Origin of the sequence: Escherichia sp. E1130 (assembly GCF_005781065.1) — a bacterium.
GTDB lineage: Bacteria > Pseudomonadota > Gammaproteobacteria > Enterobacterales > Enterobacteriaceae > Escherichia.
The window spans coordinates 125347-150770 of record NZ_VATL01000003.1 but is presented as its reverse complement, the minus strand read 5'-3'; the positions used below and the strand labels follow the sequence as shown (position 1 = coordinate 150770).

The window sequence follows — 25424 nt, the reverse complement described above, 5'->3', positions numbered from 1 at the left end:
AGTCAGCATACAGAGTGGCTACTTTAGCATAACAATTATCATTTTCATTGAGGTCTTATCGTGAAAACTGCCCTGCTGCTGGAAAAACTGGAAGGTCAGCTCGCCACGCTGCGCCAGCGTTGTGCCCCGGTGGCGCAGTTCGCCACGTTAAGCGCCCGTTTCGACAGGCACCTTTTTCAGACCCGTGCGACAACGTTACAGGCGTACCTGGAAGAAGCGGGAGATAATTTGTCAGCGCTTCGCCATGCGGTTGAGCAACAGCAACTGCCGCAAGTCGCCTGGCTGGCAGAACATCTGGCGGCACAACTGGAAGCCATCGCGCGTGAAGCCGCAGCCTGGTCGCTACGCGAGTGGGATAGCGCACCACCAAAAATTGCCCGCTGGCAGCGTAAACGTATTCAGCATCAGGAGTTTGAACGACGGCTACGTGAAATGGTTGCCGAACGTAAAGCCCGTCTGGTGCGGGCGACCGATCTCGTGGAACAGCAAACGCTACATCGTGAAGTGGAAGCCTATGAAGCGCGCCTGGCGCGTTGCCGTCATGCGTTGGAAAAAATCGAAAACAGGTTAGCGCGTTTAACCCGCTAACAATGGAGAAAGTATGTCACTGGAAAATGCCCCTGACGATGTCAAACTGGCCGTCGATTTAATTGTGCTACTGGAAGAAAATCAAATCCCTGCCAGCACCGTGCTGCGCGCGCTGGATATTGTAAAGCGTGATTATGAAAAGAAATTAACGCGCGATGATGAGGCGCAAAGTGATAAATAAATGGGGCCGCTAAATGTCCCCTAAGATTGCGGGCAAACGCAAAACTGCCTGATGCACTACGCTTATCAGGCCTACACCGCTCCTGCAATATATTGAATTTTCGCGGTTTCCTAGGCCGGATAAGGCGGTTACGCCGCATCCGGCATGAACAACGCGCACTTTGTCAGCAATCTCGGGGGCAACTAAATGCCGCCCCTTTCGTTATTATCCTACCGCAGGCGTCGGATCATCACCTTTGTAGTCACGTTTCACTTCCGTCACTTCATCGCCCTTCTCGTTATGCAAATGCACTTCAAGCTGGTTAAAGGCAATGTTGATGTCGTTTTCACGGCATAACTGATCGATAGTACGGTTCAGTTCATCGACGGTGCGGCTACGGTCGCGCAGTTCACGAACATACAAGCGCAGTTCGTGATCCAGCGTGCTGGCGCCAAATGCAGTAAAGAAGACTTCTGGCATTGGCTCGTGCATCACCCTTGGATGCTCTGTCGCTGCCTGGAGCAGGACTCTGCGGACTTTTTCCAGATCGGAGCCATAGGCCACGCCCAGACGGATCACCAGACGCGTGGTGGTATCAGTCAACGACCAGTTAATCAGACGCTCGGTAACAAACGCTTTGTTCGGGATGATCACTTCTTTGCGATCGAAATCGGTAATCGTTGTCGCACGAATACGGATCTTACTGACCGTCCCAGAGTAGGTACCAATGGTTACCGTATCGCCAATGCGCACCGGACGTTCGAACAAGATGATCAAACCGGAGACAAAGTTACCGAAGATCTCCTGTAAGCCAAAACCAAGACCTACGGATAATGCTGCTGCCAGCCACTGGAGTTTATCCCACGAGACGCCCAGCGATCCGAACACCGTCATCGCACCAACGGCAATGATGATGTAGTTAAGGATAGTGGTGATGGCATACGATGCCCCCTGGCGCATGTTCAGGCGCGACAGCACCAGCACTTCCAGCAAACCAGGCAGGTTGCGAATCAACGCCCAGGCCACCATTGAGACGATAATCGCAAACAACAGACTGCCCATGGTGACGTTTTTCACCACCGCAGCGCCAGCTTCAGTGCCGTTGTAATGCCAGAGCGTGATGCTGTCGAGATAGCTGAACACGGTGATCAAATCGGACCAAATTGCCCAGAACATGACACCGAACAGCGCAAACATCAGCAACATGGTAATACGCAGCGTCTGCTGGTTAACCTGCTCCAGCGCGATGGTGGGTTCTTCCGGCGGTTCGGCACCTTCTGCGCCCTCTTTCACCAGATTCTGCCGACGCGCCAGCGCACGACGCCAGGCGATACGCCGCGCCGCTACGCTTAAACCGCGCAATACTGTCTGGTAGAGCAGGTTCCAGATGATCACCAGATAAACGGTTTCAATCCAACGCCCGGAGAGGCGCAGCGTGGTGTAGAAATAGCCTGTAGCGGTCAGCACCATCAGCGCAATCGGGATAATCGACAGCACGGTAATGGTGACCAGTCGCATGGTGTGCGACTCTTTATCACGCCAGCTTTCGCGGCACATCGGCCACACCAGGAAGGCAATCAGCAGCAGGTTGAAGAAAATCATCGCCTGCCCCAGCACATCATCCATCAGATGCAGCGGGGAAAGTTCTGCCACCACAGACCAGAAATGGATCGGCAGCAACGCGAGGCTGATGCGGACAATTTGCCGACGCCAGTGGCTGGTCTGCTGTTCCGGCATACCAAAGTGACGCACGGCAACACCGTTTTTCTCCAGCACTTTCCAGCACAGGCCAAACACCAGCCAGAAAATCGCCAGTTTTTTGCTGAACGACCACAATAACTCGCTGATGTTGAGTTGCATCGTCAGTAGAATCAGGCCGACAGCGAGAATAATCAGGCACACCGGCAGTGCGCGGATCAGATCAATAAGAATCGCTTTTGGCGTATTGAGCTGGCTATCGTTACGCAGGGAACCTACCGCCGAAGCCAGTTTTTGTTGATATGCTTTCAGCCAGCCTAAACGCCAGTGAATCAGCCCGGCAATCAACAGCAGCGGCAAACCGGCAAGGAAAGCGATAAATACGGCGGGCCAGGCTTTTTCCCAGTTCACCGTAATTTTCATCGATTTAAACTCATCTTTCAGGGTTTGCGGGAACGCTTTGATCCAGTCCCAGTCCATCGGACGGTTACTGTTCACCCAAAAAATTTGCTGAGTCAGGATGGATTTCAGGTTTTTCGATACGCTCATTAACTGCTGCTGGTTGATTTGCAGGTTAATGGCCATCATCAGCTGGTTACCCAACTGTTTGTTAAGCTGATCCAACAGTTCGCGACGCATATCAACCACTTGCAATAACGCATCGTGAACTTCGCTGTTGACTTCGTTGGCGTGACCTTCTTCCAGCTTGCTGACGAACGCATCGCTCTGGAACAGCGCGTCACGTTGCTGGTTGACTTCAAACTGTTCGAGACGCAAGTCCGCGATGCGGTTGGTCATATTTTCCAGTTCATCCGCCGAGGGCAGCGTTTGTTGTTGCTGATAAAGAATGCGTGAAAGCAGCAGACTGCCCTTCAGGACAGAAATCTGCTCTTTGATGTTACGTTCCGATTGCAGCGCCCGCTCCAGCCAGTTTTTGACTTTGATGTTTTGCTGCATCAGGACATTACCGTTTTCGGTAGCGGTAATCAGACGCTGGCTTAATTGCTGGTTTATTTCCAGCTCCTGCTTCACCAGCGGATTAGCCTGAATACGCGCAGCTTCATCCGGGGTAACGGCTTCCTGCGCCGTTTTTTCGGTTAATGTCAGGCGCTTGCTGTTCACCGCCTCCTGCAACAGTTGTAGCTGATGTTCAAGTCGCGTACTGTTCGCCGTCACGTAATCACGCTGCTTTTGCAGGGTATCCTGTAAGACTGTGTTCCCTTCCAGGCTTTTACGCTGTTGGTCAATCTCGGCATTCAGCAAAGCCTGCTGCGCCTGCATTAACACTTTCTGGCTGGGACGTAAGGCGGCTTCGCCGACCTCGGTTCCATCCAGGCGGCTGCGAATTTGTTGCAATTGCTGCGAGGCGGTATACATCGCATTTTGCACGCGTTCAGGCTGCGTCTGTAACGAAACTAACTGGCTGTTATAAGAAGCCAGATCATTTTGTGCATTCTGCAAATCGTCCAGCGCCTGGGAGACGCGTAACTCCAACTGGCGCAACGATAGCGTACTCAGAATTTTGCGGGTTTCTTCGTCGTTATCCACATCATTGAGCGCAGTTAGCGCTGCAGTCGCTTGACGCATTTTCTCTGGCGCTTCAGCAACTTTTTGCCGTAATTGCACCGTTTCGTCTTTTATGCGATCGATTTTCTCAAGGGTGGCTAACGTGTCAGTAATATCTTGCTGCACCAGCTTGTCCTGGGCAGAAAGATCTTTTTGTTTATTCAGTGAGTCAAGTTGTGCCTGCAGGTCTGCTTTCGTCGGTAGATCACCATTCGATGACGCCCGCGCAAACGCCGTGTTCTGGCATAACAAGACAAGAACAAAAGCAATAAATGCTGAAAAAACAAAATGCCGTGATCGTTTGTAATACTGGAACATAGTCATGATGAATGAAGGTTTCTGAACCTGAAGAACGACCTGAACGAGTCGGGTGGCTAGAATATCACGGTGTAGAGAGCCAGAATAGCAACAGCGAAAATGTCCAGGATAAATCCTGGAGTCTGATTCAGGATTTTTCGTTGGCGGCGGGAGTACGAAGAGTCGGGCAAAGAAGATACATTTCCAACAAGATGGCTACGTAATCGCGGGCTTCTTTTTTGAGATCAAAAGATTGCGGTGCAAACAGCCAGTTTTCCATCAGGCCGGAAATATAACCGCGCATAATTATCGCCGCACGGCGCGTCATTAAATTGGTTGGTAATAATTTTTTTTCAATACAATGTCTTAACGTTTGCTCTATACGTTCATAACTTTCCAGACAGAGATTTCGTTGTGCCTGTTGGACAACCGCCATTTCTCCGACAAACTCGCATTTGTGGAAAATAATCTCCATCAATAATCGACGCCGTTCTTCCGTCACCGTCGATTCAAGCACATGAATTAGTATTTCTCTTAAAACTGAGAGTGGATCGTCAGGGAATTTTGCCTGATACTCAAGCTCTAGTTCACCAATATTGGACTCTGACAGCTCCCAGATCTCACTGAACAAATCCGACTTGTCTTTAAAATGCCAGTAGATTGCACCGCGCGTAACGCCTGCCGCTTTTGCAATCTCTCCCAGTGAGGTGGATGATACCCCCTGCTGTGAGAAAAGACGTAGCGCCACATCGAGGATGTGTTGACGCGTTTCTTGCGCTTCTTGTTTGGTTTTTCGTGCCATATGTTAGTGAATTTACAGGCGTTAGATTTACATACATTTATGAATGTATGTACCATAGCACGACGATAATATAAACGCAGCAATGGGTTTATCGACTTTTGACCATTGACCAATTTGAAATCGGACACTCGAGGTTTACATATGAACAAAAACAGAGGGTTTACGCCTCTGGCGATCGTTCTGATGCTCTCAGGCAGCTTAGCGCTTACAGGATGTGACGACAAACAGGCCCAACAAGGTGGCCAGCAGATGCCCGCCGTTGGGGTAGTAACAGTCAAAACTGAACCTCTGCAGATCACAACCGAGCTTCCGGGCCGCACCAGTGCTTTCCGGATCGCAGAAGTTCGTCCTCAAGTTAGCGGGATTATCCTGAAGCGTAATTTCAAAGAGGGTAGCGACATCGAAGCAGGTGTCTCTCTTTATCAGATTGATCCTGCTACCTACCAGGCGGCGTACGACAGTGCAAAAGGCGATCTGGCGAAAGCGCAGGCGGCAGCCAATATCGCACAACTGACTGTTAATCGTTACCAGAAACTGCTGGGTACTCAGTACATCAGTAAGCAAGAGTACGATCAGGCTCTGGCTGATGCGCAACAGGCAAATGCGGCTGTCACTGCGGCAAAAGCGGCTGTTGAAACCGCGCGGATCAATCTGGCTTACACCAAAGTCACCTCTCCGATTACTGGCCGTATTGGTAAATCAAACGTGACGGAAGGTGCCCTGGTGCAAAACGGTCAGGCGACTGCGCTGGCAACCGTGCAGCAACTTGATCCTATCTATGTGGATGTTACCCAGTCCAGCAACGACTTCCTGCGTCTGAAACAGGAACTGGCAAACGGTACGCTGAAGCAAGAGAACGGCAAGGCCAAAGTCTCGCTGATCACCAGCGACGGCATTAAGTTCCCGCAGGACGGTACGCTGGAGTTCTCTGACGTGACTGTCGATCAGACCACTGGGTCTATCACTTTACGCGCTATCTTCCCGAACCCGGATCACACTCTGCTGCCGGGTATGTTCGTGCGCGCTCGTCTGGAAGAAGGGCTTAATCCTAACGCCATTTTAGTTCCGCAACAGGGTGTAACTCGTACACCACGCGGTGAGGCTACCGTTCTGGTGGTTGGCGCGGATGACAAAGTGGAAACCCGCCCAATCGTCGCAAGCCAGGCTATTGGCGATAAGTGGCTGGTGACAGAAGGTCTGAAAGCAGGCGACCGCGTAGTAATAAGTGGGCTGCAGAAAGTGCGTCCTGGTGTCCAGGTAAAAGCACAAGAAGTTACCGCTGATAATAACCAGCAAGCCGCAAGCGGTGCTCAGCCTGAACAGTCCAAGTCTTAACTTAAACAGGAGCCGTTAAGACATGCCTAATTTCTTTATCGATCGCCCGATTTTTGCGTGGGTGATCGCCATCATTATCATGTTGGCAGGGGGGCTGGCGATCCTCAAACTGCCGGTGGCGCAATATCCTACGATTGCACCACCGGCGGTCACGATCTCCGCTTCCTACCCCGGCGCTGATGCGAAAACAGTGCAGGACACGGTGACACAGGTTATCGAACAGAATATGAACGGTATCGATAACCTGATGTATATGTCCTCTAACAGTGACTCCACGGGTACTGTGCAGATCACCCTGACCTTTGAGTCTGGTACTGATGCGGATATCGCGCAGGTTCAGGTGCAGAACAAACTGCAACTGGCGATGCCGTTGCTGCCGCAAGAAGTACAGCAGCAAGGGGTGAGCGTTGAGAAATCTTCCAGCAGCTTCCTGATGGTTGTCGGTGTTATCAACACTGACGGCACCATGACGCAGGAAGATATCTCCGACTACGTAGCGGCAAATATGAAAGATGCCATTAGCCGTACGTCGGGCGTTGGTGACGTTCAGCTGTTCGGTTCACAGTACGCGATGCGTATCTGGATGAACCCGAATGAGTTGAACAAATACCAGCTAACGCCGGTTGATGTCATTACCGCTATCAAAGCACAGAACGCCCAGGTCGCAGCCGGTCAGCTCGGCGGTACACCGCCGGTGAAAGGCCAGCAGCTTAACGCCTCTATTATTGCTCAGACGCGTCTGACCTCTACTGAAGAGTTCGGCAAAATTCTGCTGAAAGTGAATCAGGATGGTTCCCGCGTGCTGCTACGTGATGTGGCGAAGATTGAGCTGGGTGGTGAGAACTACGACATCATCGCGGAATTTAACGGACAACCGGCTTCTGGTCTGGGTATCAAGCTGGCAACCGGTGCGAACGCGCTGGAAACTGCTGCGGCAATCCGTGCTGAACTGGCGAAGATGGAGCCATTCTTCCCGTCAGGTCTGAAAATCGTTTATCCGTACGACACGACGCCGTTCGTGAAAATCTCTATTCACGAAGTGGTTAAAACCCTGGTCGAAGCGATCATCCTCGTGTTCCTGGTTATGTATCTGTTCCTGCAGAACTTCCGCGCGACGTTGATTCCGACCATTGCCGTACCGGTGGTATTGCTGGGGACCTTTGCCGTCCTTGCCGCCTTTGGCTTCTCGATAAACACGCTAACGATGTTCGGGATGGTGCTCGCCATCGGCCTGTTGGTTGATGACGCCATCGTTGTGGTAGAAAACGTTGAGCGTGTAATGGCGGAAGAAGGTTTACCGCCGAAAGAAGCCACACGTAAGTCGATGGGACAGATTCAGGGCGCACTGGTGGGTATCGCGATGGTGCTGTCGGCGGTATTTATCCCGATGGCCTTCTTCGGCGGCTCTACTGGTGCAATCTATCGTCAGTTCTCCATTACCATTGTTTCGGCAATGGCACTGTCAGTGCTGGTGGCGTTGATCCTGACTCCGGCACTTTGTGCCACTATGCTGAAACCTATCGCTAAAGGCGATCACGGCGAAGGCAAAAAAGGCTTCTTCGGCTGGTTTAACCGCATGTTCGAGAAGAGCACGCACCACTACACCGACAGCGTAGGCGGTATTCTGCGCAGTACGGGGCGTTATCTGGTGCTGTATCTGATCATTGTGGTCGGCATGGCTTATCTGTTTATACGTCTGCCAAGTTCCTTCTTGCCAGATGAAGACCAGGGTGTATTTATGACCATGGTCCAACTGCCAGCGGGTGCGACGCAGGAACGTACGCAGAAAGTGCTCAATGAGGTGACGGATTACTATCTGACCAAAGAGAAGAACAACGTTGAGTCGGTATTCGCCGTTAACGGCTTCGGCTTTGCGGGACGTGGTCAGAACACCGGTATTGCGTTCGTTTCGTTGAAGGACTGGGCTGACCGTCCGGGTGATGAAAACAAAGTTGAAGCGATTACCACGCGTGCAACGCGCGCTTTCTCGCAGATTAAAGATGCGATGGTCTTCGCCTTTAACCTGCCTGCGATTGTGGAACTGGGTACGGCAACGGGCTTCGACTTTGAGCTGATTGACCAGGCGGGCCTCGGTCACGAAAAACTGACTCAAGCGCGTAACCAGCTGCTGGGCGAAGCGGCGAAACATCCTGATCTGTTGACCAGCGTGCGTCCAAACGGTCTGGAAGATACTCCGCAGTTCAAGATTGATATCGACCAGGAGAAAGCTCAGGCACTGGGTGTTTCTATTAACGATATTAACACTACCCTGGGCGCTGCATGGGGCGGCAGCTACGTGAACGACTTTATCGACCGCGGTCGTGTGAAAAAAGTTTACGTCATGTCAGAAGCAAAATACCGCATGCTGCCGGAAGATATCGGTAACTGGTATGTGCGTGCTGCTGATGGCCAGATGGTGCCGTTCTCGGCATTCTCCTCTTCGCGTTGGGAGTACGGTTCGCCGCGTCTGGAACGTTACAACGGCCTGCCATCCATGGAGATCTTAGGCCAGGCGGCACCAGGTAAGAGTACCGGTGAAGCAATGGCGCTGATGGAACAACTGGCGAGCAAACTGCCTACCGGTGTTGGCTACGACTGGACGGGGATGTCCTATCAGGAACGTCTCTCCGGCAACCAGGCGCCGTCGCTGTATGCGATTTCGTTGATTGTCGTGTTCCTGTGTCTGGCGGCATTGTACGAGAGCTGGTCGATTCCGTTCTCCGTTATGCTGGTCGTGCCGCTGGGGGTTATCGGTGCGTTGCTGGCAGCCACCTTCCGCGGCCTGACCAACGACGTTTACTTCCAGGTGGGCCTGCTCACAACCATTGGGTTGTCGGCGAAGAACGCGATACTTATCGTCGAATTCGCCAAAGACTTGATGGATAAAGAAGGTAAAGGTCTGATTGAAGCAACTCTGGATGCGGTGCGGATGCGTTTACGCCCAATCCTGATGACTTCACTGGCATTTATCCTCGGTGTTATGCCGCTGGTTATCAGCACCGGTGCTGGTTCCGGCGCGCAGAACGCAGTAGGTACTGGTGTAATGGGCGGGATGGTGACCGCAACGGTACTGGCTATCTTCTTCGTTCCGGTGTTCTTCGTGGTGGTTCGCCGCCGCTTTAGCCGCAAAAATGAAGATATCGAACATAACCATACAGTCGATCATCATTGATTAACGTCGTAATCACTAAGGCCGCGCAAGCGGCCTTTTTTATACGCGTAATCTTAATGGTGAAATGTTTATAGTTAATGATTTCAAACGTAAGTTAGTTTTAACGCCGCATAAAATTCATAAAAAATACTTATTGTTAGTTAATTTATATTAAGTCGTACCGATGGATTTAATAACCCCCAGGCATCTAGAGGCTATTCTTAATTATTTGCGGCAATTCTTTATTTGTTCATGTCAATTACATCATAATCAGAGTAATCCTGGGTATTAGTGTGACAAATCGTCAGACCATTTTATCACTCTCAAACATCCTGATTACATTATGTTATGAATAGCATCAGACAAAGTGCTTTAGCCATTACGTCGTCAGCGCTGGAATGAGGAAGAGAGTCTTTTCCCTTCCCTCCTCCTAATTGTAATTTTTCGTAATAATACGATGAAAACCGCCAAAGAGTAGCTTATAGTTAATCTAACAAGTGAGAGGGCAGGCCAGGTCTGTAAGTTTTCCATCCCAAAAGGTGTCCGTTAGTTCAACCGCTAAGAAGGGGGACGCGTTATGGATGAATACTCACCAAAAAGACATGATGTCGCGCAGCTTAAATTTCTCTGCGAAACCTTGTATCATGACTGTCTTGCAAACCTTGAAGAAAGTAACCATGGTTGGGTTAACGACCCTACCTCGGCCATCAATCTGCAGCTTAATGAACTCATTGAACATATAGCAACCTTCGCACTTAATTACAAAATTAAGTATAATGAAGACAATAAGCTCATTGAGCAGATAGATGAATATCTGGACGACACCTTTATGTTGTTCAGTAGTTATGGTATTAATATGCAGGATCTCCAGAAATGGCGGAAGTCAGGTAACCGACTGTTCCGTTGTTTTGTGAATGCCACTAAAGAGAATCCTGCGAGTTTATCTTGTTAGAATTATTACAACCATGGGTAGAAGTATGTCCGATAAACCTTTAACGAAAACCGATTATTTGATGCGTCTGCGTCGTTGCCAGACAATTGACACGCTAGAGCGTGTTATCGAGAAAAATAAATACGAATTATCAGATAATGAACTGGCGGTATTTTACTCAGCCGCAGATCACCGCCTCGCAGAATTGACCATGAATAAACTGTACGACAAGATCCCCTCCTCTGTATGGAAATTTATTCGGTAATTAAATAGCAGACATTCGAAAATGTAACCGACTGTTTATTAACATTATTATATTATTCGCAATGAAAGCATACTGCATGTGACCTTCATCACATTCGGAAAACGGGAACGTTCTCTTAACTGACTATTCGCATTACCGTGTTGCCGCATTTTCAGCAACGGGAGGTCAGTAATGAGCACAGAAAAAGAAAAAATGATTGCTGGTGAGTTGTATCGCTCGGCAGATGAGGAGTTATCTCGCGATCGCCTGCGCGCTCGTCAGCTTATTCACCAATACAATCACTCCGCACCGGAAGAACAAACATTACGCCAGAAAATTCTCACCGATTTATTCGGTCAGGTAGCAGATGCTTATATTGAACCCTCTTTTCGCTGCGACTATGGCTATAACATTTTTTTGGGCAAAGGATTTTACGCCAACTTCGATTGCGTGATGCTCGATGTCTGCCCAATTCGTATCGGTGATAATTGCATGTTGGCACCAGGTGTTCACATTTATACCGCAACGCACCCTGTTGACCCAGTAGCCCGTAATAGTGGCGCTGAACTGGGGAAACCTGTGACTATCGGTAATAACGTCTGGATTGGCGGACGTGCTGTCATCAACCCTGGTGTAACCATTGGCGATAACGTCGTGGTGGCCTCTGGCGCCGTCGTCACAAAAGATGTTCCGGCTAATGTTGTCGTGGGCGGTAACCCGGCTACTGTCATTAAAAAACTGTAACCATAGTTGCAACTGTTATGCAAAATTGTGGTTAATCTGTTACTTTCATCATATGATTCCCACGTTAAAATAGGGTGTTCCCTGAAAAGTTGCAGATACCACAAAGGCAAAAGATGACTGAAATACAACGCCTGCTGACCGAAACAATTGATGCACTAAATGCACACGAAAAACGCGATAATAAACCTCGCTTTAGTATCAGTTTTATCCGTAAACATCCGGGGCTGTTTATCGGTATGTATGTCGCTTTTTTTGCCACTCTGGCTGTGATGTTACAGTCTGAAACGCTGGTTGGTTCAGTCTGGCTCCTGGTGGTATTGTTCATCCTGCTTAACGGTTTCTTCTTTTTTGACGTTTATCCGCGTTACCATTACGAAGATATCGACGTTCTTGATTTCCGGGTTTGCTACAACGGCGAATGGTACAATACACGCTTTGTTCCAACTGCATTGGTCGACGCTATTCTGAACTCGCCGCGTGTCGCGAACATCCACAAAGAACAGTTGCAGAAAATGATCGCTCGTAAAGGTGAGTTGTCCTTTTACGATATTTTCACTCTCGCCCGCACCGAAGCGACACCATAAGTTGTATCGCCCTCACCAGGCGTAAACATCCGCGCCTGGTGAATTGACAACAATCGTTGCCACAACGCATTTAACGAAACTCCCCCGCATCACTTATCTTTTGCATGCCCTTATTCGCTATCGGATATACTCTCCCTACACTGCGTAAATAAGGACATGCTGGTGAGAACACGACATCTGGTCAGCCTAATTTCAGGAGTACTGATCCTTTCCGTACTTCTACCAGTGGGCTTAAGCATCTGGCTGGCTCATCAACAGGTAGAAACGTCATTTGTTGAGGAGCTACATACCTACTCATCCCGCGTCGCTATTCGCGCCAACAAAGTGGCGTCGCAAGGGAAAGATGCACTACAAAAACTGGAAAAATGGCAAGGCGCAGCCTGTAGCAAGGCTCATCTAATGGAAATGCGCCGGGTATCTTATAGTTATCGTTATATTCAGGAAGTGGTCTATGTTGATAACAACGTGCCTCAGTGCTCTTCTCTGGAACATGAAAGTCCGCCAGATACCTTCCCCGAGCCAGGTAAAATATCGAACGATGGTTATCGGGTATGGTTAACCTCGCACAACGATTTAGGTATTACCCGCTACATGGTTGCAATGGGAACTGCACATTACATAGTGATGATTGACCCCGCCTCATTTATAGATGTGATTCCTTATAGCTCGTGGCAAATTGATGCCGCGATTATTGGCAATGTGCATAACATTATCATTACCAGCAGTGACGAATTAGCCCAGGGAATTATTACCCAGCTGCAAAAAACACCGGGTGAACACATCGAAAAGAATGGAATCATTTACGATATCCTGCCTCTCCCCGAGATGAATATTTCCATAATCACCTGGGCTTCGACAAAAACGTTACAAAAAGGTTGGCATCGGCAGGTCTTTATCTGGTTGCCTGTCGGATTGTTAATTGGCCTACTGGCGGCAATGTTCGTCCTGCGGATTTTACGCCGTATCCAGTCACCGCATCATCGCCTGCAGGATGCTATCGAGAACCGCGATATTTGCGTGCACTATCAGCCTATTATCTCCTTATCGAATGGAAAGATTGTCGGAGCCGAAGCGCTGGCGCGCTGGCCGCAGACAGACGGTAGCTGGTTGTCACCGGATAGTTTTATCCCGCTGGCGCAACAAACGGGCCTGTCAGAATCTCTGACTCTGCTTATTATCAAAACGGTCTTTGAAGATATGGGCGACTGGCTGCGTCAGCATCCGCAGCAACATATTTCGATCAATCTTGAATCCACTGTGCTCACCTCGGAAAAAATCCCGCAATTGCTGCGTGAAATGATCAATCACTACCAGGTCAATCCCAAACAGATCGCTCTTGAACTCACTGAACGCGAGTTTGCTGATCCAAAAATCAGCGCCCCGGTAATCTCCCGATATCGACAGGTTGGTCATGAAATTTATCTTGATGATTTTGGTACCGGTTATTCGAGCTTAAGTTATTTGCAGGATCTGGATGTCGATATTCTGAAGATCGATAAATCTTTTGTTGATGCGCTGGAATATAAAAATGTCACACCGCATATCATCGAAATGGCAAAAACACTGAAACTTAAAATGGTGGCGGAAGGGATCGAAACCAGCAAACAGGAAGAGTGGCTACGCCAGCATGGCGTGCATTACGGCCAGGGATGGTTGTACAGCAAAGCATTACCGAAAGAGGAGTTTATACGCTGGGCAGAACACCATCTGTGAATTTTGGGGCTGGCGGCACGCCGCACAGCCCGTCACGCTACTCGTCAATGATTGACTCGAACCCACCGTAGATCATTCGTTTACCATCAAACGGCATGGACTCGCCGAACTCTTTCATCCGTGGGTCCGACATCATCTTCTGATTGGCAGCGTCGCGGACCTCTTTTGAAGGGTATTCAATCCAGCTAAAAACCACTTCCTCATTCTCTTCCGCTTTGACCGCCATACGAAAATCGGTCACTTTGCCATTCGGTACATCGCTGGCCCAGCATTCAACAATGCGCAGGGCGCCAAACTCTTTAAACAGCGGCGCGGCCTTTGCGGCCATTTCACGATAGGCATCCTTTTTGTCGGCAGGAACAGCAACCACAAAACCATCAACATACTTCATCAGACATACCTCCGAAGCGTACCGTGCAGCCAGAAAATTCTTGCGGCATCAGTCGTGGTTAAAGTTTAGCCACATTGAGATTTTTTGACGAAACGGTGGGAGGCAGAAATGGGTGGGGGCCCTGCCAGCTACATCCCGGCACACGCGTCATCTGCCTTGGCTGCTTCCTTCCGGACCTGACCTGGTAAACAGAGTAGCGTTGCGGGAGAACCAACAGAGCCCCCATTGAGAGCGTTGAGAACCAACGCGCAGGCGCATTATCACTGCTGCCCCTGCTAATTGCAACCCATTGCGTGCCGGATGCTGGTTTCTTGCGCAATGCGACTTCACTCGGACGTTTTTCCAGATTATGCTGAAAAATTACCTCAGGAAGAAAAGATGGAAAAAGAAGATTCATTTCCCCAACGCGTGTGGCAAATCGTAGCCGCTATTCCCGAAGGGTATGTCACTACTTACGGCGATGTCGCGAAACTGGCAGGATCGCCCCGTGCCGCGCGCCAGGTGGGCGGTGTGTTAAAGCGCCTGCCCGAAGGCAGCACTTTGCCCTGGCATCGGGTGGTTAACCGCCACGGCACAATCTCATTAACCGGACCAGATTTACAGCGTCAGCGGCAGGCATTACTGGCAGAAGGCGTGATGGTATCGGGAAACGGACAAATCGACTTACAGCGTTATCGCTGGAACTACTAACCCTCTCCGGGCGGAGAGGGTTAACTTCGCTTAATATTGCGTAGGAGCTGGAACTGCCGAAGACGGATTCACCTGGGTCGGTGAAGTCGATGGTACGGTAGTTGTTGCGCCACCACTGGCCTGGACAGGCACGGCGGTTTGCTGAACCGGCACCAATGTCAGGTCGGCTTTGGTTCCCCCCTGATTGACAACCGGCTGGACGGTATCGGTAATAAACACCAATTTGTCGTTTACGGTAATCGCCGCACTTAACAGAATACGCGCGTTCGGCTGAACGTCTGCCGGGTTAAATGGCAGAACAAAGCTGAATGGCGACTGTTTACCTTCGGTACGCACCGCTTTTTGCGCCAGTACTTTAGACGGCGCATCGGCTAAAGACGCGTCAGAAAGTGTCACGGTCAGCACAGCATCAGGAGGCAGTGCGACTTTCTGACGGATCCAGACCGTACCGGAGACATTAGGTTGCTGTATAGCAGGTTGTTGTGTCGCCGCAATAGAGGTATTTGCAGCAGGTGCTGGCGTCTGGATATCCGCGCTTTTATCAGCGCAAGCCGCCAACGCAATCGCAACCGCTAAACCACTGGCCATGTGCACGAGTTTCATTCACTTCTCCTTATTATCAATGCACCAGCGGGCTAACTTTCCTCGCCGGAAGAGTGGTTAACAAAATCGTAACGTCAATAAGTGTGGCACAAATCACGTATTTACGCCTGCATTTAGCCCGTAATTCAGACCATTGCACCCATCGGACCAGTGACAAAATTGCGTTATACTCAACTCACTTTGGCTTGCTGCGGCAGCTTTGTTACTGGAGAGTTAATATGAGTCAGGCCTTAAAAAATTTACTGACATTGTTGAATCTGGAAAAAATTGAGGAAGGACTCTTTCGCGGCCAGAGTGAAGATTTAGGTTTACGCCAGGTGTTTGGCGGCCAGGTCGTGGGTCAGGCCCTGTATGCCGCAAAGGAGACAGTACCCGAAGAGCGTCTGGTGCATTCATTCCACAGCTACTTTCTTCGCCCTGGTGATAGCAAGAAGCCGATTATTTATGATGTCGAAACACTGCGTGACGGCAACAGTTTCAGTGCTCGCCGTGTGGCAGCGATTCAGAACGGCAAACCCATTTTTTATATGACAGCGTCTTTCCAGGCGCCAGAAGTTGGATTCGAACACCAAAAAGAGATGCCTCCGGCCCCAGCGCCCGATGGTTTGCCTTCGGAAACACAGATCGCCCAGTCGCTGGCGCACCTGCTGCCGCCAGTGCTGAAAGATAAATTCATCTGCGATCGTCCGCTGGAAGTGCGTCCGGTGGAATTTCATAACCCACTGAAAGGTCACGTCGCCGCGCCGCATCGTCAGGTGTGGATCCGCGCAAATGGTAGCGTGCCGGATGATCTGCGCGTTCATCAGTATCTGCTGGGGTACGCTTCTGATCTTAACTTCCTGCCGGTAGCTCTACAGCCGCACGGCATCGGTTTTCTCGAACCGGGGATTCAGATAGCCACCATTGACCATTCGATGTGGTTCCATCGACCATTTAATTTAAACGAATGGCTGCTGTATAGCGTGGAGAGCACGTCAGCGTCCAGCGCCCGAGGATTTGTGCGCGGTGAGTTTTATACCCAGGACGGCGTACTAGTTGCCTCGACCGTTCAGGAAGGGGTAATGCGTAATCACAATTAAAAAAACAGCCGGAGGTGAAAACCGTCCGGCTGCCAGATAGTTGGTAACATGCTTTTGTTGATGCCGGATGCGGGGTAAACGCCTTATCCGGCCCACCAATTATTGTAAATTCAACAAATTGTGATTTTTAATGTAGGCCTGATAAGCGCAGCGCATCAGGCTAAATTGCATTTGATTGCTTGTTACGCGTTATAGGCATTTTCGCCGTGGCTGTTGACGTCCAGCCCTTCTCGCTCCTGTTCTTCCGGCACACGCAGGCCAACCGTCAGATCCGCCAGTTTGTAGCCGATAAATGCCACCACACCGGACCAGACGATCGTAATGGCGACGCTTTCCAGCTGTACCAGCAACTGATGGCCCATAGTCACACCTTCAGCGAAGCCCACGCCGCCCAGCGAGCTGGCGGCAAAAATCCCGGTCATGATACAGCCGACAATGCCACAAACGCCGTGCACACCGAAGACATCGCAAGGATCATCGACCCGCAACAGGCGTTTGAGCATGGTAACGCCCCACAAGCCCGCCAGACCAGCTACCACGCCGATAATCAACGCACCGCCAACCCCAATGTAGCCACAGGCTGGCGTCACGCCGACCAGACCGGCAATCGCGCCAGAACACGCCCCCAGCAGTGAAGGCTTACCACGCAGCGCCCATTCACCGAAGATCCAGCCAAGAATTGCCGCCGCCGTTGCCACCATAGTATTCACAAATGCCAGTGCCGCGATTTCATTCGCCGTACCCGCTGACCCGGCGTTAAATCCAAACCAACCGATATAGAGAATGGCAGTCCCGGTGAAGACCATCGGCAGGTTGTGCGGTTTAAACGCCTCTTTGCCAAAGCCCACGCGTTTACCTATCAGATACGCGCCCACCAGACCGGCGATTGCGGCGTTAATGTGCACCACCGTGCCACCCGCGAAATCCAGCGCACCATGAGAAGCCAGCAAGCCGCCGCCCCACACCATATGTGCAATTGGAATGTAGGAGAGCGTCAGCCACACCACCACGAAGATCAGCACAGCTGAAAAGCGGATCCGTTCCGCCAGCGCCCCGACTATCAAGCCGACGGTAATGCAGGCAAACGATCCTTGAAACGCCACGTGGATGTACTGATAAATGCTGCCCATGACTGCGGTCAGTTCAATATTTTTCAGCATCAACCAGTTAATGTTGCCGAAGAAATTGTTGCCCTCACCAAACGCCAGCGAGTAACCGTAAACCACCCAGAGAATACAGACCAGTGCAAACGTCACGGTCACCTGCGTTAGCATCGACAGCACGTTTTTGCCGCGAATCAACCCGCCGTAAAACAGGGCAATCCCCGGAACAGTCATAAACAGTACCAGCGCAGTACAAATCATCATAAACGCATTGTCGGCTTTATCGGCTACCGCAGGTGCAGCCATTACCAGTCCCGGCAGCATCGCCAGTGAAGCAAGCCCAGTTTTTATCGTCGCTATCTTCATGTTTCGTTCCTGTTGCTGTGTGCCAGAGATTACAGCGCCGCTTCGTCGGCTTCGCCGGTGCGAATACGAATGACGCGTTGCAATTCAGCGACGAAGATTTTGCCATCGCCAATTTTTCCGGTGTAAGCCGCCTTACTGACGATATCGATCACTTCATCGAGTTGATCATCAGCAATCGCCACATCAATTTTTACTTTTGGCAGGAAGTTGACGCTGTATTCCGCGCCCCTGTACAGCTCAGCATGGCCCTTCTGACGCCCGAAACCTTTCACTTCGGTGACGGTCAGGCCCTGAATACCAATGGAAGATAACACTTCACGAACGTCTTCCAGCTTGAATGGTTTGATTATCACGGTCACCAGCTTCATAGATCCTCTCCGGTCAGAATTCGGTAATGGTTCTGCTACACGAAGAAGGTATTGCAAGCGGTGTGCCAGAAATGAAAAACGAGAAAGAGAGCAGGAAGTTAAGAAGATTGAAAATAAAAACGCACTATGACAGTGCACAGTGCGTTACATTTTTGCACCACCGATGAAATTTTGCGCTAATCAGGCGCTCAGGGATTCATCTTCACGCACGCTGGCTGCCAGCTCTTCGCCCGCAAGTTGCAGTTGATACATCTGCCAGTAGCGCCCCTGGGCGGCCAGCAGTTGCTGGTGAGTGCCCTGTTCCACAGCCTGACCACGATGAAGCACCAGAATGGTATCAGCATCAACAATGGTCGATAAGCGGTGAGCAATCACCACCAGCGTAGTGTGTTCACGCACCGCCGCCAGAGCGTGCTGAATCGCCTGTTCAGTACCGGAGTCAATGCTAGCGGTTGCCTCATCAAGGATCAGGATTTGCGGCGTCTCCACCAGCACGCGTGCCAGTGCCAACAGTTGCTTTTGCCCGACCGAGAGATTATTCCCCTGCTCGCCCAGCGGCGTATAAATACCATCACTCATGCTGCGCGCGAGTTCCGCCAGTTGCACGGTTTCCAGCGCCTGCCAGACGCGCTCTTCGGAGATATCACGTCCCAGCGTCACGTTGGCGAGGAAGGTATCCGCCAGCACTACCGGATCTTGCTGCACCATCGCCACGCCCTGACGCAGCGCGCTATGACTGAGCGAACTTAACGGACGTCCATCAAGGCGAATCTCACCTTCTGTTAGTGGGTAATAGCCCATCAGCAAACTTGCCAGGGTACTTTTGCCGCTACCGGTATGCCCCACCAACGCCACAAAGCTGCGCGAAGGAACGGCAAGATTAATATTTTTCAGCACCAGATTGTCATCGCGATAAGCAAACGACACGTTATCGACATCAATGGTGCCGCTCTGTAACGGGCGATCATCATTGCCATATTGCTGGCGCGGTCCGTCCATCAGTTCAAACACACGCTCGCCAGCAACAACAGCCTGTTGCAGCATCGCCTGCTGCGTGGTCAGTTCGATTAAGGGTTCGTTAAGTCGCCCCAAATAGCTGATAAACGCATACAGCACACCCACTTCAATGGTGCCGCTGGCGGAGAAGCCAAACAGCATCAACAAGCCACAAAGAATGAGCGATGAAAACAGACTCAGCAGGGGACGCAGTAAAAAGCCGTCCAGCCGTAGCGTTTGCATTCGCGCCATATAGTGTGAACGGCTGGCTTCGCCCATACGTTCGCCAAATCGCGCCTGCTGGCGGAACTGCTGGATGACGCTCATGCCGTTAATAACTTCGTTAAAGCCGTCGTTGATATCAGCCAGATAGGCGCGTACACGGCGGACAATCGGCGTACTGTAACGCTGGTATATCACCATCACCACCAACACAACCGGGAATATCATTATCGCTACCAGCGCCATTCGCCAGTCGAGACTGAACATCGCTACCAGCATCGCCCCTACCAGGGCGGCACTACGCAAAACAGTCGCGACCACGGTAACGTAGAGATCGCGGATAACTTCAGTATCATTGGTAACGCGGGAAATCACCTGCCCGACCGGCTGAGTATCAAACTCACTCAACGGTTGGCGCAGTGCAGCATCCATCACATCGGTACGTAACTGTTGTACAACGCCTACTGCCGCCCGGTTAAACAACAGCGACTGCGCGTAATGTAGCCCGGCGGCAAACAGTTGCAGTACGACATATGCCGCCGCCAGCCCGACAACCATTTTCAGCGGCAGATTATTTTTCGCCACCATATTGTCGATAAAGTAACTGACGAGCAGCGGGCAGCTCACTTCTGCCGCCGCTGCCACCCACATCATCAACACTGCGATACCCAGCGGTTTACGCCATGGTGAACCGTAAGCTAACAGGCGCTTCAGAGTCGGCCAGAGTTGGCTAAAACTACGCATCAACGGCCTCCTCGTGATTTTCCGGAGCATCGTTGAGCGCCGCTTCCAGTTGTTGATAGCGATACATATCGCGATACCAGCCGCTTTGTTGCGCCAGCACATCATGATCGCCGCGCTGGGCAATATGCCCATGCTGCATCACAATAATTTCACTCGCTTCGGTCAGGGCAGAAAGGCGATGGGCGCTGATAATCACCGTTCTCCCCTGCCCCCACTGGCGCAGGTTATGGAGAATCTGGTATTCCGTGCGACCATCTACCGCCGATAGAGCATCGTCAAGAATGAGGATTTCCGCATTCACCAGCAATGCCCTGGCAATGGAGATTCGCTGTTTTTGCCCACCGGAAAGCATCACGCCGCGTTCGCCCACTTCTGTGTCGTAACCTTGCGGCAGACGCAAAATATCGTCATGCACGCTGGCTAACCGCGCTACGTGTTCAATTTCTTGCTGGGTGGCATTTGGGCAACCCAGCGCGATGTTATTAGCAACCGTGTCAGAAAAAAGGAACGGTGTCTGGCTAACTACTGCCAGGCGGCTACGCCAGCTGTCGAGTTGCAACTGCGTCAAAGAAATATCATGAAAACGGATATCACCCTCGGTGACATCAAAATGACGTTGAATTAATGACAGCACAGTACTTTTTCCGGAGCCGGTCGGCCCGCAAATTCCCAGCATCTGACCCGGTTTCAGCGCAAAACTGACGTTCTCGAGCGCAGGATGATGAGTTTGAGGATACGTAAACTGGCGAATATTCACATCCAGTTCACCACGACCTTCTGGCACCTTATCTTTACCATCAATAACGACTGGCGCTTCGGCCAGCATGGTACGAATTCGGCTATACGCCGCGCTGCCGCGCTCCACAATGTTAAACATCCACGCCAGCGCCAGCATCGGCCAAATCATCAAACCAAGGTACATCATAAAACTGGTGAGCTGGCCCAACGTTAAGCTGCCCTGCACGACCATCCAACTACCACCGCCAATCGCCAGTAAATTCGCCATGCCAATCGCGATATAAATGGTCGGATCGAAACGAGCATCAATGCGCGCTACTCGCATGTTTTTCTTACCGGTATCTTCGGCATCTGCGGCGAACAGCGCAGACTGGCGATCCTCCAGACCAAAGGATTTAATCATGCGAATACTGGTCAGACTCTCCTGGGTACGATCGTTAAGGCTGGAAAAGGCGGCTTGTGCCAGCTTAAAGCGTTCATGCAAGGCATCGCCGTTGCGTTTAATCATGATTGCCATCACTGGCATCGGCAACAGCGCTATTAAAGTTAACTGCCAGCTAATCTGCGTTGACATCATTATCAGCACTGCGCAACCCATCACCAGCGAATCTACCAGCGTTAGCACCCCTTCACCGGCGGCAAATACCACACGATCGACGTCATTTGTCGCACGGGCCATAAGATCGCCCGTACGATGACGCAGATAAAACTCTGGATGCTGGCGGCTTAGCTGGCGGTAATAGTCTTCACGCAGTTCAACAGCCAGTTGATAAGACGCGCCGAACAGCAGTACGCGCCAGACGTAACGCAGGAGATAAACCACGACTGCAATCAACACCATGGTGGCGATCCACATCAGGATCTGCCCGGTAGTAAAGTGTTTTTCTGTCACGCCATCGACAACAATACCAACGACTTTTGGCGGGATCAGTTGCAGAATCGCAATAATGACAAGCAAGGCAACAGCCCCGAGATAGCGGCGCCATTCCCGGCGGAAATACCAGCTTAGTTGAGCAAATAATCGCACGCGTTATGTCCTGACCTGATCCTGGATAATTATTCGATAGGTAACGAGGTAGTGTACTTAATCTGTTCCATCGCGAAGCTGGAAGTGACGTCCGAAAGCCCCGGCACACTGTTAACCAGACGCTTATAAAACTCATCGTAGCGCTTCATATCAGCAACCTGAACCCGCATCAGATAATCGTATTCACCGGCCATGCGCCAGAAACCGAGAACTTCCGGCATTTCCGTGACGACCGTAACAAAGCGACAATACCATTCACTGCTGTGATGTTGCGTTTTAATCAGCACAAAAGCAGTCAGACCCAGGCCAATTTTTTCCGGATCCAGCAACGCGACTTTGCCGATAAGAATACCGTCATCTTCCAACCGTTTCAGACGCTTCCAGCAAGGCGTGGTTGTCAGATTAACGGCTTCTGCCAGTGCCTGCAAAGAAAGGGTGCAATCCTGCTGTAATAAGGCCAGCAGCTTACGGTCAATTTTATCTAACATAGCCAATCCACAGAGAATTATTTTCTCTTTTGATTCTATTTTAAAGGCCAAATAGCGACAATTTATTCCGTGCGATTTCACAGAGAATGCACAAAATGACAAATTCGGGGCAAAAAAAACCGGGCAGTTGCCCGGTGCTGGAAGGGATCTCGTTATTCGGGGGAATAAGGTAGATGTGGATTATCCAGCCAGTGCGTCAAAAAGTGAGAGACAGCCTGATTACGGCAGTGTCCAATCACCGGTAAATGAGGGAGTTCCGCACGCAATTGCGGCATCGCATTACCCATAATGAAGCCCTTACCGACGCTGCCTAACATTTCGCGATCATTCATCGCGTCACCAAAGGCCATACAGTCACGCAGCGAAAAACCTAAATGTTGGGTCAGCACCGTCAACGCAGCGCCTTTATTGCAGCCCATCGGCAGCACTTCCAGGCAATCAGTCGCGGAAAAACACAAATGTGCATGCTCACCTAAAGCTTCGTGTAGTTGGATCTGCAAGCGTGCAAGATCGTCGTGATCGCCACAGAAACAGATCTTGGTGACTCGATCGAGTGGCATTTTTTTGACATCGATTATCTGATAACGAAAACCGCTATAGACAAATGCCTGCAACAGCGCAGGGATCTCTTTCCCGGTAAACCAACCATCGTCATTGAAGATATGCATGCTGGCTCGGGTATCCCATTGCTGATACAACACCAGCTCCGCCACATCCGCAGGTAAATCATCACGATGTAAAAGTTCGCCTTCCAGAGAGTGCACACGCGTGCCGTTGCCGGTAATTAAATACGCATCCAGCGATAGCGCCCCGAGAATATGTTGCATCTCCAACGCATGACGACCCGTAGCAAATGTAAGGGTAATATCGCGTTCACGCAGGCGCGCCAGAGTAGAGAGCGTTTTCTCACCTAAATGATGGTCAGGCATCAATAAAGTGCCGTCCATATCAAATGCTGCCAGACGAGCCATTTCTTTCTCCACTCTGTGACACGGTTAATGGTGATTGAGTATCACTTGATATATACGGAAGTAATAGTGAATAGATAAAAAATATTGTTCCGGGTTTATATGCGACTGCTTAATCGTCTTAACCAGTATCAACGTTTGTGGCAACCTTCCGCCGGAGCACCACAATCCGTTACCGTCAGCGAACTGGCGGAACGTTGCTTTTGCAGCGAACGCCATGTACGCACATTGTTACGTCAGGCGCAGGATGCGGGATGGCTGGAGTGGCAGGCACAATCCGGGCGCGGAAAACGCGGGCAACTGCGCTTTCTGGTGACGCCGGAATCCTTGCGCAATACGATGATGGAACAGGCGCTGGAAAGTGGAAAACAACAGGATGTGCTGGAACTCGCGCAGCTGGCGCCTGGCGAACTGCGTACCATGTTACAACCGTTTATGGGCGGGCAATGGCAAAACGATACCCCGACATTGCGTATTCCTTATTATCGCCCGCTCGAACCACTGCAACCGGGTTTTTTAGCCGGACGTGCCGAACAGCATCTCGCCGGGCAAATTTTTTCCGGCCTGAGCCGTTTCGACAATAACTTCCAACGCCCAATTGGCGATTTAGCGCATCACTGGGAAACGTCTGCTGACGGGTTACGCTGGGATTTTTATCTTCGCTCAACCCTACACTGGCATAACGGTGATGCAGTAAAAGCAACACAGCTACATCAACGCTTGCTGATGCTGCTACAGTTGCCTGCCCTGAGGCAGTTATTTATTAGCGTACAGCGTATTGAAGTCACCCACCCGCAGTGTCTGACCTTCTTTTTAAATCGCCCCGATTACTGGCTGGCACACCGACTGGCGAGCTATTGCTGCCATCTGGCGCATCCGCAATTACCACTGGTAGGAACCGGACCTTTCCGCTTAACACAATTCACACCGGAACTGGTGCGACTCGAAAGCCATGATTATTACCATTTACGTCATCCGCTACTAAAAGCGGTTGAGTACTGGATAACCCCGCCGCTTTTTGAAAAAGATTTGGGTACGAGTTGTCGGCATCCCGTCCAAATCACCATCGGCAAACCAGAGGAATTGCCACGGGTCAGTCAGGTCAGTAGCGGCATCAGTTTAGGTTTTTGCTATTTAACGTTGCGCAAAAGCCCCCGACTGACTCTCTGGCAGGCACGAAAAGTGATCACCATTATTCATCAATCCGGTTTACTACAAACGTTAGAAGTCGGAGAAAACCTGATCACCGCCAGTCATGCATTGCTGCCAGGCTGGACTATTCCGCAATGGCAAGTACCGGATGAGGTCAAACTACCGGAAACTTTGACGCTGGTTTATCACCTGCCGGTGGAACTTCATGCCATGGCAGAACAGCTACGAACGAAGCTGGCAGCAGAAGGTTGCGAGCTAAAGATTATTTTTCATAACGCGAAAAACTGGGATGGAGCCACGCCACTGGAGCAAGCAGACCTCATGATGGGCGACAGATTAATTGGCGAAGCGCCGGAATATACCCTTGAACAGTGGCTGCGCTGCGATCCGCTGTGGCCACATGTTTTTACTGCCAGTACATACGCACATCTGCAATCGACACTGGATGCCGTGCAAATAATGCCTGATGAAGAAAAGCGATTTAATGCCCTGAAAATGGTGTTTAGCCAGTTAATGGCTGACGCAACGCTGACACCACTGTTCAACTATCACTATCGCATTAGTGCGCCGCCAGGCGTGAACGGTGTGCGACTGACACCGCGCGGCTGGTTTGAATTTACCGAGGCCTGGCTACCCGCACCGTCGCAATGAAGAGCTGGCCCGGGTTAACCGCAGG

At 50.8% G+C, this 25424-nt stretch carries 22 protein-coding genes and 1 other RNA gene; 12 read left to right on the top strand and 11 right to left on the bottom strand.

What is annotated here, in order from left to right; all coding sequences use genetic code 11:
• Window positions 1-60 precede the first annotated feature (60 nt).
• Together priC and rsmS are read left to right on the top strand one after the other, a co-directional pair.
• A complete protein-coding gene (gene priC / locus FEK66_RS02265) occupies window positions 61-588 on the top strand; it encodes a primosomal replication protein N'' (protein WP_130206301.1) in 528 nt (175 codons plus the stop codon).
• Between the two features lie 13 nt (window positions 589-601).
• Window positions 602-769, top strand: coding sequence for a pleiotropic regulatory protein RsmS (rsmS, locus tag FEK66_RS02260; RefSeq protein WP_130206299.1), 168 nt, complete (start codon window positions 602-604; stop codon window positions 767-769).
• Window positions 770-973: 204 nt separating this feature from the next.
• Here rsmS and mscK read toward each other — a convergent pair whose 3' ends face one another.
• Window positions 974-4336, bottom strand: coding sequence for a mechanosensitive channel MscK (gene mscK / locus FEK66_RS02255; protein ID WP_135406155.1), 3363 nt, complete (start codon window positions 4334-4336; stop codon window positions 974-976).
• Window positions 4337-4457: 121 nt separating this feature from the next.
• Window positions 4458-5111, bottom strand: a complete 654-nt coding sequence (gene acrR / locus FEK66_RS02250; protein WP_130206295.1) for a multidrug efflux transporter transcriptional repressor AcrR — start codon at window positions 5109-5111, stop codon at window positions 4458-4460.
• 141 nt (window positions 5112-5252) lie between these two features.
• On the opposite strand from acrR, the gene acrA reads away from it, so the two are divergent.
• The 7 genes from acrA (at window position 5253) to FEK66_RS02215 (ending at window position 13813) form a co-directional block, all read left to right on the top strand.
• A complete protein-coding gene (acrA, locus tag FEK66_RS02245) occupies window positions 5253-6446 on the top strand; it encodes a multidrug efflux RND transporter periplasmic adaptor subunit AcrA (protein ID WP_130206293.1) in 1194 nt (397 codons plus the stop codon).
• Between the two features lie 22 nt (window positions 6447-6468).
• The gene (gene acrB, locus FEK66_RS02240; protein ID WP_131160987.1) at window positions 6469-9618 is read left to right on the top strand and encodes an efflux RND transporter permease AcrB; all 3150 of its coding nucleotides are present in this window, start codon (window positions 6469-6471) and stop codon (window positions 9616-9618) included.
• A 556-nt stretch (window positions 9619-10174) separates the two neighbouring features.
• Window positions 10175-10549 (top strand): Hha toxicity modulator TomB, encoded by a 375-nt coding sequence (gene tomB, locus FEK66_RS02235; protein ID WP_021532618.1) that lies wholly within the window; start codon window positions 10175-10177, stop codon window positions 10547-10549.
• A gap of 25 nt (window positions 10550-10574) precedes the next feature.
• Complete coding sequence (locus FEK66_RS02230; protein ID WP_001280991.1) at window positions 10575-10793, top strand: HHA domain-containing protein; 219 nt, start codon at window positions 10575-10577, stop codon at window positions 10791-10793.
• A gap of 171 nt (window positions 10794-10964) precedes the next feature.
• Complete coding sequence (gene maa / locus FEK66_RS02225) at window positions 10965-11516, top strand: maltose O-acetyltransferase (RefSeq protein ID WP_130206289.1); 552 nt, start codon at window positions 10965-10967, stop codon at window positions 11514-11516.
• 113 nt (window positions 11517-11629) lie between these two features.
• Window positions 11630-12100, top strand: coding sequence for a YlaC family protein (locus FEK66_RS02220; RefSeq protein ID WP_130206287.1), 471 nt, complete (start codon window positions 11630-11632; stop codon window positions 12098-12100).
• Between the two features lie 162 nt (window positions 12101-12262).
• Window positions 12263-13813 carry an EAL domain-containing protein gene (locus tag FEK66_RS02215; protein ID WP_138211399.1) on the top strand — a complete coding sequence of 517 codons (1551 nt, stop codon included), beginning with the start codon at window positions 12263-12265 and terminating at the stop codon, window positions 13811-13813.
• Between the two features lie 37 nt (window positions 13814-13850).
• Here FEK66_RS02215 and FEK66_RS02210 read toward each other — a convergent pair whose 3' ends face one another.
• Window positions 13851-14204, bottom strand: coding sequence for a DUF1428 domain-containing protein (locus tag FEK66_RS02210; protein ID WP_064529090.1), 354 nt, complete (start codon window positions 14202-14204; stop codon window positions 13851-13853).
• Window positions 14205-14323: 119 nt separating this feature from the next.
• An RNA gene (gene ffs, locus FEK66_RS02205) (signal recognition particle sRNA small type) lies at window positions 14324-14420 on the bottom strand.
• Window positions 14421-14582: 162 nt separating this feature from the next.
• Between ffs and FEK66_RS02200 the strand changes: the two genes are divergently transcribed.
• The gene (locus FEK66_RS02200) at window positions 14583-14894 is read left to right on the top strand and encodes an MGMT family protein (protein ID WP_130215477.1); all 312 of its coding nucleotides are present in this window, start codon (window positions 14583-14585) and stop codon (window positions 14892-14894) included.
• Window positions 14895-14924: 30 nt separating this feature from the next.
• On the opposite strand, the gene FEK66_RS02195 is transcribed toward FEK66_RS02200, so the two are convergent.
• Window positions 14925-15497: a YbaY family lipoprotein gene (locus FEK66_RS02195; protein WP_064527169.1), complete on the bottom strand. Its 573-nt coding sequence runs from the start codon at window positions 15495-15497 to the stop codon at window positions 14925-14927.
• Window positions 15498-15715: 218 nt separating this feature from the next.
• Between FEK66_RS02195 and tesB the strand changes: the two genes are divergently transcribed.
• Window positions 15716-16576 (top strand): acyl-CoA thioesterase II, encoded by an 861-nt coding sequence (gene tesB / locus FEK66_RS02190; protein WP_130223207.1) that lies wholly within the window; start codon window positions 15716-15718, stop codon window positions 16574-16576.
• A 182-nt stretch (window positions 16577-16758) separates the two neighbouring features.
• Here the strand turns inward: tesB and amtB are convergent, their stop codons facing one another.
• From amtB to cof, 6 genes are all read right to left on the bottom strand, one after another.
• Window positions 16759-18045, bottom strand: a complete 1287-nt coding sequence (gene amtB, locus FEK66_RS02185; protein WP_138211398.1) for an ammonium transporter AmtB — start codon at window positions 18043-18045, stop codon at window positions 16759-16761.
• Window positions 18046-18074: 29 nt separating this feature from the next.
• Window positions 18075-18413 carry a P-II family nitrogen regulator gene (gene glnK, locus FEK66_RS02180; RefSeq protein ID WP_059214988.1) on the bottom strand — a complete coding sequence of 113 codons (339 nt, stop codon included), beginning with the start codon at window positions 18411-18413 and terminating at the stop codon, window positions 18075-18077.
• Window positions 18414-18593: 180 nt separating this feature from the next.
• Window positions 18594-20375: a SmdB family multidrug efflux ABC transporter permease/ATP-binding protein gene (locus tag FEK66_RS02175; RefSeq protein ID WP_135492533.1), complete on the bottom strand. Its 1782-nt coding sequence runs from the start codon at window positions 20373-20375 to the stop codon at window positions 18594-18596.
• On the bottom strand, window positions 20368-22140 hold the full coding sequence (locus tag FEK66_RS02170) for a SmdA family multidrug ABC transporter permease/ATP-binding protein (protein WP_135494287.1): 1773 nt from the start codon (window positions 22138-22140) through the stop codon (window positions 20368-20370). Before FEK66_RS02170 ends, FEK66_RS02175 begins: the two co-directional genes overlap by 8 nt.
• Before the next feature lie 29 nt (window positions 22141-22169).
• Window positions 22170-22628: a DNA-binding transcriptional regulator DecR gene (decR, locus tag FEK66_RS02165; RefSeq protein ID WP_000884589.1), complete on the bottom strand. Its 459-nt coding sequence runs from the start codon at window positions 22626-22628 to the stop codon at window positions 22170-22172.
• A 152-nt stretch (window positions 22629-22780) separates the two neighbouring features.
• Window positions 22781-23599, bottom strand: coding sequence for an HMP-PP phosphatase (gene cof / locus FEK66_RS02160; RefSeq protein ID WP_135494289.1), 819 nt, complete (start codon window positions 23597-23599; stop codon window positions 22781-22783).
• A gap of 99 nt (window positions 23600-23698) precedes the next feature.
• Here cof and FEK66_RS02155 point away from each other — a divergent pair, with 99 nt between their 5' ends.
• Window positions 23699-25399, top strand: coding sequence for an SgrR family transcriptional regulator (locus FEK66_RS02155; protein WP_135494291.1), 1701 nt, complete (start codon window positions 23699-23701; stop codon window positions 25397-25399).
• The last annotated feature ends 25 nt before the right edge of the window (window positions 25400-25424 follow it).

Bases quoted from the DNA above. Each gene is read 5' to 3' on its own strand.
- FEK66_RS02175 (WP_135492533.1), bottom strand. From the start codon at position 20,375: ATGCGTAGTTTTAGCCAACTCTGGCCGACTCTGAAGCGCCTGTTAGCT.
- FEK66_RS02155 (WP_135494291.1), top strand. From the start codon at position 23,699: ATGCGACTGCTTAATCGTCTTAACCAGTATCAACGTTTGTGGCAACCT.
- tomB (WP_021532618.1), top strand. From the start codon at position 10,175: ATGGATGAATACTCACCAAAAAGACATGATGTCGCGCAGCTTAAATTT.
- decR (WP_000884589.1), bottom strand. From the start codon at position 22,628: ATGTTAGATAAAATTGACCGTAAGCTGCTGGCCTTATTACAGCAGGAT.
- cof (WP_135494289.1), bottom strand. From the start codon at position 23,599: ATGGCTCGTCTGGCAGCATTTGATATGGACGGCACTTTATTGATGCCT.
- FEK66_RS02230 (WP_001280991.1), top strand. From the start codon at position 10,575: ATGTCCGATAAACCTTTAACGAAAACCGATTATTTGATGCGTCTGCGT.
- mscK (WP_135406155.1), bottom strand. From the start codon at position 4,336: ATGACTATGTTCCAGTATTACAAACGATCACGGCATTTTGTTTTTTCA.
- amtB (WP_138211398.1), bottom strand. From the start codon at position 18,045: ATGAAGATAGCGACGATAAAAACTGGGCTTGCTTCACTGGCGATGCTG.
- FEK66_RS02195 (WP_064527169.1), bottom strand. From the start codon at position 15,497: ATGAAACTCGTGCACATGGCCAGTGGTTTAGCGGTTGCGATTGCGTTG.
- maa (WP_130206289.1), top strand. From the start codon at position 10,965: ATGAGCACAGAAAAAGAAAAAATGATTGCTGGTGAGTTGTATCGCTCG.
- acrA (WP_130206293.1), top strand. From the start codon at position 5,253: ATGAACAAAAACAGAGGGTTTACGCCTCTGGCGATCGTTCTGATGCTC.
- FEK66_RS02210 (WP_064529090.1), bottom strand. From the start codon at position 14,204: ATGAAGTATGTTGATGGTTTTGTGGTTGCTGTTCCTGCCGACAAAAAG.
- rsmS (WP_130206299.1), top strand. From the start codon at position 602: ATGTCACTGGAAAATGCCCCTGACGATGTCAAACTGGCCGTCGATTTA.
- glnK (WP_059214988.1), bottom strand. From the start codon at position 18,413: ATGAAGCTGGTGACCGTGATAATCAAACCATTCAAGCTGGAAGACGTT.
- acrR (WP_130206295.1), bottom strand. From the start codon at position 5,111: ATGGCACGAAAAACCAAACAAGAAGCGCAAGAAACGCGTCAACACATC.
- acrB (WP_131160987.1), top strand. From the start codon at position 6,469: ATGCCTAATTTCTTTATCGATCGCCCGATTTTTGCGTGGGTGATCGCC.
- FEK66_RS02200 (WP_130215477.1), top strand. From the start codon at position 14,583: ATGGAAAAAGAAGATTCATTTCCCCAACGCGTGTGGCAAATCGTAGCC.
- FEK66_RS02220 (WP_130206287.1), top strand. From the start codon at position 11,630: ATGACTGAAATACAACGCCTGCTGACCGAAACAATTGATGCACTAAAT.
- tesB (WP_130223207.1), top strand. From the start codon at position 15,716: ATGAGTCAGGCCTTAAAAAATTTACTGACATTGTTGAATCTGGAAAAA.